Genomic DNA, 14,012 nt, shown 5'->3' with positions numbered 1-14,012 from the left:
CCCCACCACCCCAAGCCCAACCCAAACCGAAATCACCCCCCCCCCCCACCAACAACCCCGCCCGCCCGTGTTGGCGGCGGGTTTCACCAAAGCCGGGCTTCATGACGTTTTCGATGGCGCTGCGCTTCTGGGCGATTTCCAGTTCGCTGTAACCGTTGGCGCGTTTGAAGGCGACGTGCAGATCGGTGAGCAGCGCGTGCTCTTCGGCATCATTGAAGCGCAGCTTCTCCGAGAGGATCAGCGCGCCGCCCGGCAGCAACGATTGGCGGATGCGCGATAGCAACGCGGTGCGCTGATCGGGGGCGATGAATTGCAGGGTGAAGTTCAGCGCCACCACCGAGGCGGGCTGGAAGTCGAGGGCGAGAATGTCGCCTTCGATGACCTCCACCGGCAGCAACTCCTGAAACATCGAGTCCTGACCGTTGAGGTATTCACGGCAGCGTTCGACCATCGCGGCAGAGTTATCCACCGCGATCACCCGGCAACCGTCGGTGCGCACGTGGCGGCGCAGGGCTTGAGTGACCGCACCCAGCGATGAGCCGAGGTCGTAGAGCACGCTGTTCGGCTGAGCGAATTGCGCCGCGAGTACGCCAAGGTTTTCGACGATGGTCGGGTAACCCGGCACCGAGCGCTTGATCATGTCCGGGAACACCCGCACCACGTCTTCGTTGAAGGCGAAGTCGGGTACCTGGGCCAGAGGCTTGGCGAAAATGCGATCGGGTTCTTTGCTCACGGCGGTTCCGGCGGTGTAAATGGAAAGGCCGGCATTTTAGCCAAAAGGGCGCGGGGATGCTTGGGTTGTCTGATAAAGCGGTAAATCAAAAGATCGCAGCCTGCGGCAGCTCCTGCAGAGATCGGCTGATCATTCCCACGCTCTGCGTGGGAATGCCGCCCCGGACGCTCTGCGTCCCTGCGCAAGTGACGCAGAGCGTCACAGGATGCATTCCCACGCGGAGCGTGGGAATGATCAGATCCGTTTGGTCTGGGAGAACGCCGAGGCGGCGATGCCCCACTGGCCGAGCCAGTAGCTGAGGATGATGACGTATGGCGCAGCGTGAAATGGCGATACGAAACGATCGATGCCAATCACGCTGTCGGAGAATACAAACGCCAGCGCACCGCCGGCCGCGAGCAACGCCGAACGTTTCGGCACATCGGTGCCGAGTCGGGCAAGTGCGCGCCAGAGCATCGCGCTGATTGCCGTGCCATAGACAATCACCGGCACCAGCAATGGCCCGAGCCCGCTGGAAATCAGCATTCCCAACAGCACCGCGCCAACACCGAGGGCAAGCACCAGCGGCAGCATCGCCAGACGCTTGCAGTCACTCAGATAAGCCTTCAGATACGCCAGATGCGCGACCAGAAACGCGCCAAGGCCAAACACGAACAAATCCCCCGGCCACGCCAGCAGCACATCACCGAGCAACGAGAAAATCAGCCCCAGACTGATCCAGCGCCGATAGTCGCTGGGCGGCGCATCATGCAGCCAGCCGAGCAGCGCCAGCACTGGCAGTGGTTTGACCAACAAACACAGGAGCGCCGCGTGGGTGCTCAAACCATAAAGAAACGTCACCGCGCCCATCAGCGCCAGAATCAACCAACCCACGATCAGTTCACCGAAATCGCGCAATCAAAGGTTTCCACCGGCAGCACTTCCGGCGCCCACGGCTGTTGCGAGGTCAGACGCAGACGCCCGGTGCCGGGCGCGAACGCCTGGAAGCGCCAGGTTGAAATTCCGGCGGCACCGACCACGCCGGCATCTTCCGGATTGCTGTAGACCTCAGGGCTGAGTGCACGCAGCACGCCACCGGCGGAATCCTGAATGGCCCAGCGGTAACCGGTGGTTGGATTGCTTGGCAGGGTGATGATCAGGTTTTGCCCGTTGGTGAGTTGCACCGGGCATTCGCTTTGTTTTTCCACGGTCACGTTCTGTTTCGGTTGGCTGGCGCAAGCGGCCAGCAACGAGAGGGCGAGGGGGACAAACAGGCGAGTGGGGGACATAAGGTCAGCGGCTCCGGGCGTTCAGGACGAACGGCGAGCATAACTGAAGATGAGACAAAGTGTGACAGTCGGGGTATCTGTGCCGACGCCTTCGCGAGCAGGCTCGCTCCCACAATGGCCAGCGGTGTCCACAATTTCTGTGTTCACTGCATAACCCTGTGGGAGTGAGCCTGCTCGCGATAGCGGTAGTCATGTCACCGCAGAACTGTCAGAACAGGATCTTTGCCACATCGGCAAATTTCTTCGCGAAATGCACGGTAATCCCTTCTTTCAGATAATCCGGCAATTCCTCAAAATTACCCCGGTTCGGCTCGGGCAAAATCAGCTCGAAAATCTTCTGCCGCCGCGCCGCAATCACCTTCTCGCGCACGCCGCCAATCGGCAGCACATGCCCGGTCAACGTCAGTTCGCCGGTCATCGCCACGCCTTTCTTCGGCGGTTGATTACGCGCAAGCGAGAGCAGGGCGCTGGCCATGGTCACGCCGGCGCTTGGGCCGTCTTTCGGGGTGGCACCTTCGGGCACGTGCAGGTGGACGAAAGCTTCGTCGAAAAACTTCGCGTCGCCGCCAAACTGTTTCAAGTGCGAGCTGACGTAGCTGTAGGCGATCTCCGCCGACTCCTTCATCACATCGCCGAGTTGCCCGGTGAGTTTGAAACCGCGATTGAGCGTGTGAATGCGCGTCGCTTCGATCGGCAAGGTCGCGCCGCCCATGCTGGTCCACGCCAGACCGGTAATCACACCGGTGCCGGACAGCACTTGTTCGTTGCGGAACACCGGATGACCCAGTGACGCTTCCAAATCTTTCGGCCCGAGTTTGATCACCGCTTTCGGGTCGTCGATCAGCTTCATCACCGCTTTGCGCACCAGTTTGCCCATCTGTTTTTCCAGCTGGCGCACGCCGGCTTCACGGGCGTAACCGTCGATCAGGGACTTGAGCGCGCTGTCGCTGATGCTCAGGCTGCCCTTGGACACACCGGCCTTTTCCAGCAATTTCGGCCACAGGTGACGCTTGGCGATGGCGACTTTTTCTTCAGTGATGTAGCCAGACAGGCGAATCACTTCCATCCGGTCCAACAGTGGGCCGGGGATCGAATCGAGGGTGTTGGCGGTGCAGACGAACAGGACTTTCGACAAGTCCATGCGCAGGTCGAGGTAGTGGTCGAGGAATTCGACGTTCTGTTCCGGGTCGAGGGTTTCCAGCAGCGCCGAGGCCGGGTCGCCCTGGTAGCTCTGGCCCATCTTGTCGATCTCGTCGAGCATGATCACCGGGTTCTTCAGTTGGGCGTGTTTAAACGCCAGCACCAGTTGGGCCGGCTGCGCGCCGTTTTTGGTGCGGCGATGGCCCTTGATCTCGGCTTCGTCGCGCATGCCGCCGAGGCTGAAGCGGTAGAACGGTCGGCCAAGGGATTCGGCGATGGATTTGCCGACGCTGGTTTTACCCACGCCCGGCGGGCCGACCAGCAGCACGATGGAGCCGCTGATTTCACCTTTATAAGCACCGACGGCGAGGAATTCGAGGATGCGATCCTTGATGTCGTCGAGGCCGGCGTGGTGTTTGTCGAGCACTTTACGCGCGTGCTTGAGGTCGAGTTTGTCCTCGCCATACACACCCCATGGCACCGAGGTCGCCCAGTCGAGGTAGTTGCGGGTGACCGCGTACTCCGGCGAGCCGGTTTCGAGGATCGACAGTTTGTTCATTTCCTCTTCGAGGCGTTTCTGCACCTGCGCGGGGAGGACTTTGCCTTCGAGGCGTTGTTCGAACTGTTCGAGGTCGGCGCTGCGGTCGTCCTTGGTCAGGCCGAGTTCCTGCTGGATGACCTTGAGTTGTTCCTTGAGGAAGAACTCGCGCTGATGCTCGCCAATCTTGCGGTTAACTTCCGCCGAGATCTCTTTTTGCAGGCGCGCGACTTCGACTTCCTTGCGCAGCATCGGCAGGACTTTTTCCATGCGCTTGAGCATCGGCACGCAGTCGAGCACTTCTTGCAGCTCGGGGCCAGTGGCGGAGGTCAGCGCGGCGGCGAAGTCGGTCAGCGGCGACGGGTCGTTGGGGCTGAAGCGGTTGAGGTAGTTTTTCAGCTCTTCGCTGTACAGCGGGTTGAGCGGCAGCAGTTCCTTGATCGCGTTGATCAGCGCCATGCCGTAGGCCTTGACCTCATCGGTCGGCTCGGTCGGCTGGTGCGGGTATTCGACTTCGACCAGGTACGGTGGGCGGTGATGTTTGAGCCAGGTTTTGATGCGTACGCGGCTCAGGCCCTGGGCGACGAATTGCAGTTTGCCGTTCTCGCGGCTGGCGTGATGGACTTTGACCAGGGTGCCGTATTCGGGGAGGGCGCCGGTGTTGAAGTGGCGCGGGTCTTCCTGGGGCGTGTCCATGAAGAACAGGGCCAGGGAGTGGTGGTCGGATTTGCTGACGAGGTCGAGGGTTTCGGCCCAGGGTTCTTCATTGACGATGACCGGCAGGACTTGGGCCGGGAAGAACGGGCGGTTGTGGATCGGGATGATGTAGACCTTGTCCGGCAGGTTTTGGCCTGGCAGGGCGAGGCCTTTGCCGGAGGAGGTGTGTTCGATGTGGTCGTCTTCGGTGTAGTCGTCGGGGTGATCGGGGAATTCTTGCTGGTCGCTCATGGGGCACCTGCGCAATGGGGTATGGGTCTTAGATGGGGCAGGCTTTCGGTGGTTTCAATGGTGGGCGATGTTTCTGCTTGTGTGTTCAGGGTTTTGACAGGGGGCACGCTTTGGGCTTGGTGGCCTTTGGGCCGGCCATGTTCTTGGGGTTTTGGGTGTATATCCGTTTTTTTTGGGTGTTGCGGCTGGCGGTTTCGCCCTTACGGCGAGTCACCTTTTCCAAACGCCGAAAAGGTAACCGAAAAGGCTTTGCTCCTGCGTGCGGCCCGCTCGCCGGGGCTCGGGGTTCCTTCGCTGCGGGATTGATCCGGGGGCAGCGCCTACGGTTTGCTTCGCTGCACCTCCTCTCGCTGTGTTTGGCTGCGCCAAACGGTCGCTGCGCTCCCACCCCCGGATCAATCCCTCCACTCAGCCTTCCGACGTCGCTCGTGGATCAAGATCAAGAGCAGGCGAGCTGACACTCGGCCTATGAGTGGTGAAGAGCGGGTGTTTGGCTTTGGTTTTTTGGTGGGGTCGCCCCTCACCCCAGCCCTCTCCCGAGGGAGAGGGGGCCGGTTTTTGGGCTTTTCAGAATGTGAGTTCGGCTCGGTATTGCACGTCGGCGTATCTCGCCCAAACACCTCGGTCAGTCCCCTCTCCCTCCGGGAGAGGGTTAGGGTGAGGGGCTTTTTCAGTTGTGGGTGGGGGGGTGGGATATTTCGTGGTTATCCAGTGCGCGGTTCACCGCGAGTTCGGCGAGCATGATGATTTGCTGGATCGCCAGAATCGTCCTTCGCTGCGGCAGTTCGATGTAGGCGGCGATGTCGCTGGTCATGAGGCTGGCTTGGGCCAGGGATTCGCAGGCGTGTACCAGCAGGCTTTCGTTGTCTTGATCGGGGGCGACCTGGAACATGGTGCTGGGTTTGTGGAAGCGCAGGGTGAGGGCGTTGGGTTTGAGGTAGTGGTCGAGGGCGCGTTCGGCGGCGTCGTGGAATCTTTTTGAGCCGGGGAATTCGTAGGGGGTGGTGTCGTCCGCTGCGGGCGGATTGGGTGTTGGTTTGATCATGGTGAAGCTCCGAATGATGAGTGGGGCTGTCACTCTCAATCGCCGCGACGCGACAAAGGGTGGCAGCTGTACGCAGGTTCGCGGACCGAGCCATTCGGCAATCTCGGCATACCCGAAGGTATCCCGCGCACAGCCACCATCAAACCAAACAACAAGCACCTGAGCGCTCCCGTTTGGGTCGGCGATTATGCATCAAATCGAATGAACTGCTCGGGCCGCGACGCCCGTTCGCTGAATTTGCAGCGACCCTCAGAGCCTATCCACCCCACTTCCGAGGCACAACCGACGCGACTTGTGGGAAAAACTCCGTTCAATCACCAGCATTTGTAGGACGAGCAAATTTCCCACAGCCAACCCATTCCACCCTGTAGGAGCTGCCGAAGGCTGCGATCTTTTGATCTGGCTTTTAAAAATCAAAGTCAACAGATCGCAGCCTTCGGCAGCTCCTACATGGAAATGTGGTGCACAAAAAAGGCGATGTCCCTCACGAGACATCGCCTTTGTTTTACCGCCGCTAAAGCTTATTCCGGCAGTTTGTAGGCAATGATGTAGTCGCCCATTTTGGTGCCCAGCGAGCCGTGACCACCAACAACCAACAGAACGTATTGCTTGCCGTCCTTACCGGTATAGGTCATCGGGGTCGCTTGACCACCCGCCGGCAGACGCGATTTCCACAGCTCTTTACCGCTGTTCACGTCGTACGCGCGCAGGTATTGGTCGAGGGTGCCGCTGAGGAAGCCGACGCCGCCAGCCGTGACCATCGAGCCGCCCATGCTAGGCACGCCCAGGGTGAAGCCGATCGGAATTGGCGAGCTGTCGCGGCTGGTGCCGTTTTTGCGTTTCCACACGACTTTGCCGGTGGTCAGGTCGATACCGGCAACGTAGCCCCAGGCCGGGGCCTGGCACGGTACGCCGAGTGGCGACATGAACGGGTGCATGATCACGGCGTATGGCGCGCCAGTGTTCGGTTGCACGCCAGCGGTTTCGCTTTCGCGTTTGCTGCCGGCGGCGACTTGCTCGCGTGGCACCATTTTCGAAACGAAGGCCATGTAGTTCGGGCTGGTGAACAACATTTGGCGAACCGGATCGACCGAAACGCCGCCCCAGTTGAACACGCCGACGTTACCCGGGTAGATCAGGCTGCCCTGTTCCGACGGCGGGGTGTACTGGCCTTCATAACGCAGTTCTTTGAACTGGATGCGGCACAGCATCTGGTCGAACGGGCTCGCGCCCCACATAGCTTTTTCGGTCAGTTCCGGGGCCAGCAGGTTGAGATCCGAACGGGCCTGGGTCGGTGCGGTGTGGTCGCCTTTCACGGCGCCTTGCGGTACCGGGATTTCCTTGATCGGAATGATCGGCGTGCCGTCACGACGGTCGAGGACGTACAGGCTGCCCTGTTTGGTCGGGGCGATCAGCGCCGGTTTCACGCCGTCGGCGGTTTTCATGTCGAGCAGGGTCGGCTGGCTGCCAACGTCCATGTCCCACAGGTCGTGGTGGGTGAACTGGTAGTTCCAGCGCACTTTACCGGTGGCCAGGTCCAGAGCAACGATACCGGCGCTGAATTTCTCGGCGCCCGGGGTGCGATCAGCGCCCCACTGGTCTGGAGTCTGGTTGCCCAGTGGCAGGTAAACCATGCCGAGTTTTTCGTCGACGCTGGCCAGCGACCACATGTTCGCCGAGTTGCGGCTGTAGGTTTCGCCCGGTGCCAAAGGCTCGGTGGCGTCTGGCTTGTCGCTGTCCCAGTTCCACACGAGGTGGCCGTCGCGCACGTCGAAGGCGCGGATCACGCCCGATGGCTCGTTGGTCGATTCGTTGTCGGTGACGTGCCCGCCCATGATCACCAGATCACGAGTAATCGCGGCCGGCGAGGTGGAGTAGTAGCCACCAGCGGTGAACGGGCCGATGCCTTGGGTCAGGTCAACCACACCGTTGGTGCCGAAGCCTTCGCAGATTTTGCCGGTGTCGGCGTTCAAGGCGATCAGGCGGGCATCAGCGGTTGGCAGGTACAGACGACGCGGGCAGGCCTGAGCAACAGCTTTGCCGGCTTCGGAAATCACCGCGGAAGCTGCGTTTTCAGTTTTGGCGTACGCGGCTTCGTCGTAGTACGACACGCCACGGCAAGTCATGTGGGCGAAGCCTTTGAAGCCGACCGGGCTCTTGATCTGCGGGTCGAAGCGCCACAGTTCTTTGCCGGTGTCCGGATCCAGTGCCAACACTTTGCTGTGCGCGGTGCAGGCGTAGACCATGCCGTTGGCTTTCAGCGGGGTGTTTTCGTTGGTCAGTTCAACCGGGTCATCAGCGGTCGGCAGGTCGCCGGTCTGGATGCGCCAGGCTTCTTGCAGCTTGCCGACGTTGGCCGGGGTGATCTGTTTCAGCGGCGAATAACGGTCACCGAATTCGGTGCGGCCATAGGCCTGCCAGTCGCCATCGGGCATCGCTGGTGCGGTGCTGGTGGTGTCGGCGGTGTCGCGGCCCAGTTCGCCGAAGGTTTCGCCCGGGTGGGTGAACAGGCTGATCAGCGCGGTGAGGCCGGCCAGAACCACGGCCACGGTCAGACCGCGAGTGCCCATCGGCGCCGGGCCGTCAAGCAGCAGCGGACGACGGAACCACGGCAGCAACATCACGAAGCCGAGGACGAACCACAGGGCCAGACGTGGCACCAGTTGCCACCAGTCCAGACCGACTTCCCACAGCGCCCAAACGGTGCTGGCAAACAGGACGATGGCGTACAGGCCCAGCGCCGCACGACGGCCCAGCAGCAACAGAATGCCGCTCAGCGCAATGCCGATACCGGCCAGCAGGTAGTACAGCGAGCCGCCGAGCATGCTCAGCTTGACCCCACCGGCCAACATGGCCAGGCCCATCAGCAGAAGCAGAATGCCGAGCAGACTCGGTAGCAGACGGCTTCGACTCGAAGCACTTTCGGTGCTCATAGTGTGATTCTCCGTGACGTTTCAAGTAGTCCCGCGCAGTAGTCACTGTAGATGACGATTGAGCGTGGGCATGGTTCAGATAAAAACTTGTCTAGCTAACGAATTTCATCTGTAGGAGTGAGCCTGCTCGCGATAGCGCTGTTTCAGTCACTGGAGATGTCGCCTGAAACACCGCTATCGCGAGCAGGCTCACTCCTACAGGGGATCTGCGTGTTGCTTTAGAACGAGGACTGGATCTTGATCCCGCCGATCAGGGCGTCGTCGACGTCGTTCACGCCACCGGGGTGGCGGATGTATTGCAGGTTCGGACGTATGGTCAGCCAATTTGTTACATGCACGCCGTAATACAACTCGGCGCTGTATTCGGTGTCTTGCGGTGGCAAGAACGCCGGATCGTCATAGTCGTAAACGGCGTTGGCCTGGTTGGTCGCTTCGGCGTTTTTGCGGTACGCCGGGTTGACGTGCACGCGGGCGAGGGCGAAACCGATGTCGTCCTTGGCGCGCGCGTCGAACGGGCCTTTGTAGGTGATGCCGGCCTGCACGTAGTTGTCGATCGCGTTGGTTTTCTTGTCGTGCATCGTGCCGTTGGCGAACACGCTCAAACCGCGACTGTTATCGCTGGCAACGCTGGTGACTTGCTGCTGAATACCCAGCCACACCCCGTGTTTGCTCGACGCGCTGCGGTAGGCTTCGCCACTGAGGGCCGCCGGTTGGCCGTTCTGATCTTTATAAGCGTCGGTGGCTTTGGCGTTGCTGTAGTAGTAACCGGCGCGGTATTCGCCCGGCAGGCCGTTGAGCTTCGGCGTCCACACCAGTTCGATCGGCAGGATCGCGCCTTGGGTGCCGCTGCCGCTGAGTTTGAAGCCGTTGCCGCGATCGAGGTTGGACGGGTTCTGCTCGTAGGCACCGACCTGCGCGTACAACTCTTGGGTCAGGTGATATTTGACGCGCAGCGCCCACTGGCTGACCGGCCAGTTGTACCAGATGCCGCCGACCCAGTTGCCGACTTGCGAGCCGCAGAACGCGAGGTTCTGGAAGTCACACGGGAAGCTGTTGAAGTCTTCGCCCTCGCCGAAACGGCCGACTTTGATGTCGAGTTTCTGATCGAAGAATTTCTGCTGATACCACATCTGCGTCAGGCGCGTGGTCTGGCCACGGCCCCAGACTTCCTGGGCCGAGGTGAAGCCGCCGACGCGCGGATCGTTGATGCGGTCGTTGCTGATGTTGTTGCCGCTGCGTTTGGTGATGGTCAGTTGAAACTCGGCGTCGTCCCAGCCGAGGATCTTTTGCAGATCCAGGTGTGTGCCCAAACCGAACTGATCGCTGTAACGCGCGGTGCGGTCATGGTCATAGCCACCGTGCAGGTTGCTGCCCATTTCGCCGGTGTAATCGAGCTTGAAGTCGTAGCCTTTTTCCGAGAGTTCGGTGCGCGTGCCGTTCCAGTCACCGAGCATGTACGGTGATTCACTGTCGAACGCGGGCGCCGCTTGGGCGCAAGTGGCGAGGCCAAGGGCGGTGCAGCTACCGATGGCGCGCAGGGCTGAGATAGCGCTGTCTCGGGAGAAGGAAAAATCGGGCATGAATAAGTCTTTTTTTGGTGTTTTCGGGGTGCAAACTGAGCGCTTCAATATGTCGCAGGCAGTGAAGCGATTCAGCTGAAGGGCGGCAGGATAATGATCTGTAACAAATTGAGAAAGGCCTTTTGTGAACATGCATCCTTTCAGATTTGGTAACAGTGCGAAAAGATCGCAGCCTTCGGCAGCTCCTACATTGAAATGCGTGCACCAGTAGGAGCTGCGGAACGCTGCGATCTTTTGACCTTGACCTACATTTGAAGGAAGCCCTTCCACCGAACCACCCCCTCGGCTAAGGTGCGCGGCTTCCGCATTTTTCACTTCGCCCAAAGGCCTGGCATGAACGACCAAACCCCCGATCCGCTGCACGGCGTCACCCTCGAACAGATCCTCAACGCTTTGGTGACTCATTACGAATGGTCGGGGCTGGCCGAGCGCATTGATATTCGCTGCTTCAAAAGCGATCCAAGCATCAAGTCGAGCCTGACGTTTCTGCGCAAAACCCCGTGGGCGCGGGAGAAGGTCGAGCGTCTGTACGTTAAGTTGATGCGCACCAAGCGACCACTCTGAGATGGACGCCGTCTGGCGCCATCGCCTGATGACCTGCGCGGCCGTTTTAGGTTGGGCGGGGTTGGCTATTCAGCTGTACCTGATTTTCTTCGCACGCTTGAGCGTCAGCGCCAGTCTGTTAGGCGGGCTGGTGAGCTTTTTCAGTTACTTCACGATATGGACGAATACGCTGGTGGCAACGGTGCTGACCTGCGCAGTGACCGAGCGTGAGTCCGCCGCACGCCGTTGGTTTCTACAGCCGTGGGTGAGCAGCGGGATTGCCGTGAGCATTGTCGTGGTCGGCCTGGCCTACAGCATTTTGCTGCGGCATTTGTGGCACCCGGAAGGTTGGCAGTTTGTTGCCGATGAATTGCTTCACGACCTGATGCCGCTGCTGTTTTTGGGGTATTGGTGGGTGTGCGTACCGAAGGGCACGTTGCGCCTGTGGCATCTGCCGCTGTGGCTGATTTATCCGCTGGTGTACTTCATCTACGCCTTGCTGCGCGGGCATTTGCTCGGCGCGTATGCGTATCCGTTCATTGATGTGGCGGTGCTGGGTTATCCACAGGTGTTCGTCAATGCCGGGGGGATATTGCTGGGGTTTGTGGTGATTGGGTTGCTGGTGATCGGCCTCGACCGATCTCGGCGATGAACGTCAAAAGATCGCAGCCTTCGGCAGCTCCTACATTGGAATGCGTACTTCTGTAGGAGCTGCGGCACGCTGCGATCTTTTGATCTTGTTTTTGAACAATCAACGTCAAAAGATCGCAGCCTTCGGCAGCTCCTACAGGGGATATCACTTTTCTTCGGAACCTTCGGCGCGCCAGTAGCCGACGGCTTTGATCAGTTGCTCATCCAGCCCGTGCTCATCGATCAGCACCCGACGAATCTGCCGTGAGACTTTGGTCTCCGTCGCCACCCACGCATACAGATTGCCTTTGGGCACCTGCAACTGTTTCACCGTGCTCAGCAGGTTGTCCTTGCCGCCCTCACGCAACACCCAGATCACATTGACCTGCGCCGCGCTCTCCAGCACTTGCTGTTCTGCACCGTTTTCCACTTCGATCACCACCAGCGCTTTACGATTCGCCGCCAAACCCTCGAGGCGGCGGGCGATGGCGGGTAGGGCGGTTTCGTCGCCGATCAGCAAATAGCTGTCGAAGATGTCCGGCACGATCATCGAGCCACGCGGCCCACCGATGTGCAGGAATTGTCCCGGTGCAGCTTGCTCAGCCCAGGTCGACGCAGGGCCGTCACCGTGCAGCACAAAATCGATGTCCAGTTCCAGTGCATCCAGGTCGTAACGGCGCGGCGTGTAGTCGCGCATCTCTGGCTTCAGCCCATCGTCCTTGCCGGCGCCGAGCACCATGGTTTCCAGCGCGGCGGCCTGCTCGGCGTTCTGCGGGAACAGCAGTTTGACGTGATCGTCCGTGCCCAGGCTGATAAACCCGGCCAGCTCAGGCCCGCCGAGGGTGATGCGGCGCATGCGCGGCGTCAGGTCAACCACGCGCAACACTTCAAGCTTGCGGCGTTTGATTTCGTGCATCACGCGGTGAATGGTTTGGGTATCGACTGCAGTCATTCGGCTTTCTCCGGGGCAGGTTGAACGGCGGGGCCGTCGACGATGGCTTTCGCGGTGTCGTTGAGCAGGTCACGCACACGCAGGATTTCTTCCGGGCTCCAGCGCCCGTGGTGCATTTGCAGGGCGTGGCGCAAGTTGTGCACGGCTTCATGGATTTCGGCAGGGCGGTCATGGCCGCGCAGCGAGCGTTTGCTCACATCAATGCGCATGCGCACGCCATCGAGTGCCACGGCTTGTTCGCTTAAAGACAAACGACCGGCCTCGGTGACGCTGTAGCGTTTTTTGCCGCCCTCGGCGTCACCGGCAATCAGGTCGCTTTCTTCGAGGAAGGTCAGGGTCGGGTAGATCACGCCGGGGCTCGGGCTGTAGGCGCCGTCGAACATGCCTTCGATCTGGCGGATCAAGTCGTAGCCGTGGCATGGCTGTTCGGCGATCAGTGCCAGCAACAGCAATTTCAAATCGCCGGGGGCGAACACCCGGGGGCCGCGACCGCCGCGTTCGCGACCGGGGCGTTTTTCGAAGCCGTCACGGCCGTCGCCGTGTTCGCGGTGGGGGGAATGATGGTCTCTCATTTCAGTCTTCTCTCGTCGTGTTTAGATACAACTTAAGATATATCTTATGGCTTGATCAAGCTGAAATGACCAACGGTCGAGCAGGTCTGCACGAGCGCCCAGAAGGCGCAAGGGGCACCTGAGCAGTTTTTTTTCGCCGCGCCGGTAACAATAAATGCCTATACAACTTTCAGTTAGTTTGGTTAATTACTCTAAAGCATCGATATCGTCCCTATTTTGTTGCGCGTGTAGTTTGGTTCTTACAGAAGTTGCATAACATGCAACTTTGTCATTTTCTCCTGATGTAGTACCTGTCTTACAGTTGTTCAGGTTTTTTTCTTGAAAGTTGATGTTTTTCTTTCAAGTCAAATAGCACTTGGGCTACGCGTGCGTCAGAAACGCCCTGCTTATTTCGTGGTGGGAATAGCGGAATATTCCTCGGCGTTGAACGTCCACTTTCTTACATGTCTGAGCCCAGCTGGCTTTGTTATTCAGACCTGTAATGAGGTGCAGGACTTCAGCCATCTCCCACAACGAAATGACAGGAAGTTAATCATGCTCAAGCAACTTGCAATCGCTACTCCTCTGGCCATGCTGACACTGGGTGCTTCGGTTGCCTTTGCGGCTGAAGAATCGCGCACGGCGATCAATATCGTCGCGGACATTCCGAGCAAGGTGTTCCACGCACAGCCGGTCGATCCGAACTTCGGTAAAAACGAAGAAATGCGCTACGTCATTGGCTCCGGAACATTGTCCGCGGTGCGCGGCACCTATGACATCCAGCACACTCAGGGCTCGGTCGGTGCTTACGTTGAGGGTGGCCCACAGCCTCTGTTCAACGGTGCCAATACCATTGCGCTGACGTACACCTTCAACGGTAAAACCCTCACCGGCGCGTCTGAAGAAGTTGTCGGCGACACCGAATCCAACGGCGGCATGCGTGCCGATCTGGTGATCACCGCGGCCAAACCGGCCGACGGCCAATCCGGCCTGTACACCGCCACTCCGGTGGTGATGTTCGACGCCATTCCGCGCATTACGCAATAAAGCGCTTTCGACCATTGTCAGTCTTTGGCAATGGGTACGCCCGGCCGGTCGCTATTTATTAGCGTTCGGTCGGCGTTTGGCCGATCAAACAAAAAGAGTAACTA

General features: G+C 59.7%; 12 protein-coding genes. 3 read left to right on the top strand and 9 right to left on the bottom strand.

Features of this window, described 5'->3' with window-relative positions; translation table 11 throughout:
* The 7 genes from cmoA to ACIP66_RS17415 all read right to left on the bottom strand — a co-directional run.
* On the bottom strand, positions 1-733 hold a 733-nt coding region (cmoA, locus tag ACIP66_RS17445; protein WP_400649439.1), incomplete at its 3' end, for a carboxy-S-adenosyl-L-methionine synthase CmoA.
* 234 nt (positions 734-967) lie between these two features.
* Positions 968-1,606 (bottom strand): lysoplasmalogenase, encoded by a 639-nt coding sequence (locus ACIP66_RS17440; RefSeq protein WP_400649443.1) that lies wholly within the window; start codon positions 1,604-1,606, stop codon positions 968-970.
* Positions 1,607-1,608: 2 nt separating this feature from the next.
* Complete coding sequence (locus ACIP66_RS17435; protein WP_053123491.1) at positions 1,609-2,001, bottom strand: protease inhibitor I42 family protein; 393 nt, start codon at positions 1,999-2,001, stop codon at positions 1,609-1,611.
* Between the two features lie 208 nt (positions 2,002-2,209).
* Positions 2,210-4,627 carry an endopeptidase La gene (gene lon / locus ACIP66_RS17430; protein ID WP_400649437.1) on the bottom strand — a complete coding sequence of 806 codons (2,418 nt, stop codon included), beginning with the start codon at positions 4,625-4,627 and terminating at the stop codon, positions 2,210-2,212.
* A 670-nt stretch (positions 4,628-5,297) separates the two neighbouring features.
* Positions 5,298-5,672 carry a DUF6124 family protein gene (locus ACIP66_RS17425; protein WP_397478959.1) on the bottom strand — a complete coding sequence of 125 codons (375 nt, stop codon included), beginning with the start codon at positions 5,670-5,672 and terminating at the stop codon, positions 5,298-5,300.
* 521 nt (positions 5,673-6,193) lie between these two features.
* Complete coding sequence (locus ACIP66_RS17420) at positions 6,194-8,605, bottom strand: glucose/quinate/shikimate family membrane-bound PQQ-dependent dehydrogenase (protein ID WP_400649435.1); 2,412 nt, start codon at positions 8,603-8,605, stop codon at positions 6,194-6,196.
* 218 nt (positions 8,606-8,823) lie between these two features.
* Positions 8,824-10,185, bottom strand: a complete 1,362-nt coding sequence (locus ACIP66_RS17415; RefSeq protein ID WP_400649433.1) for a carbohydrate porin — start codon at positions 10,183-10,185, stop codon at positions 8,824-8,826.
* A 333-nt stretch (positions 10,186-10,518) separates the two neighbouring features.
* Between ACIP66_RS17415 and ACIP66_RS17410 the strand changes: the two genes are divergently transcribed.
* Together ACIP66_RS17410 and ACIP66_RS17405 are read left to right on the top strand one after the other, a co-directional pair.
* Positions 10,519-10,749, top strand: coding sequence for a VF530 family DNA-binding protein (locus ACIP66_RS17410; protein ID WP_008088485.1), 231 nt, complete (start codon positions 10,519-10,521; stop codon positions 10,747-10,749).
* A 1-nt stretch (position 10,750) separates the two neighbouring features.
* Complete coding sequence (locus ACIP66_RS17405; RefSeq protein WP_400649431.1) at positions 10,751-11,380, top strand: Pr6Pr family membrane protein; 630 nt, start codon at positions 10,751-10,753, stop codon at positions 11,378-11,380.
* A gap of 144 nt (positions 11,381-11,524) precedes the next feature.
* Here the strand turns inward: ACIP66_RS17405 and ACIP66_RS17400 are convergent, their stop codons facing one another.
* Both ACIP66_RS17400 and ACIP66_RS17395 read right to left on the bottom strand, forming a co-directional pair.
* Complete coding sequence (locus ACIP66_RS17400) at positions 11,525-12,310, bottom strand: siderophore-interacting protein (RefSeq protein WP_400649429.1); 786 nt, start codon at positions 12,308-12,310, stop codon at positions 11,525-11,527.
* Positions 12,307-12,882, bottom strand: coding sequence for a PadR family transcriptional regulator (locus tag ACIP66_RS17395; protein WP_400649427.1), 576 nt, complete (start codon positions 12,880-12,882; stop codon positions 12,307-12,309). The genes ACIP66_RS17400 and ACIP66_RS17395 overlap by 4 nt, the downstream gene beginning before the upstream one ends.
* 534 nt (positions 12,883-13,416) lie before the next feature.
* On the opposite strand from ACIP66_RS17395, the gene ACIP66_RS17390 reads away from it, so the two are divergent.
* Positions 13,417-13,908, top strand: a complete 492-nt coding sequence (locus tag ACIP66_RS17390; RefSeq protein WP_400649424.1) for a CS1 type fimbrial major subunit — start codon at positions 13,417-13,419, stop codon at positions 13,906-13,908.
* Positions 13,909-14,012: the final 104 nt, after the last annotated feature.

This window comes from Pseudomonas sp. NPDC088429, from assembly GCF_044753305.1.
Lineage (GTDB): Bacteria > Pseudomonadota > Gammaproteobacteria > Pseudomonadales > Pseudomonadaceae > Aquipseudomonas > Aquipseudomonas rustica.
This window is presented reverse-complemented; position numbering and strand designations above follow the sequence as displayed.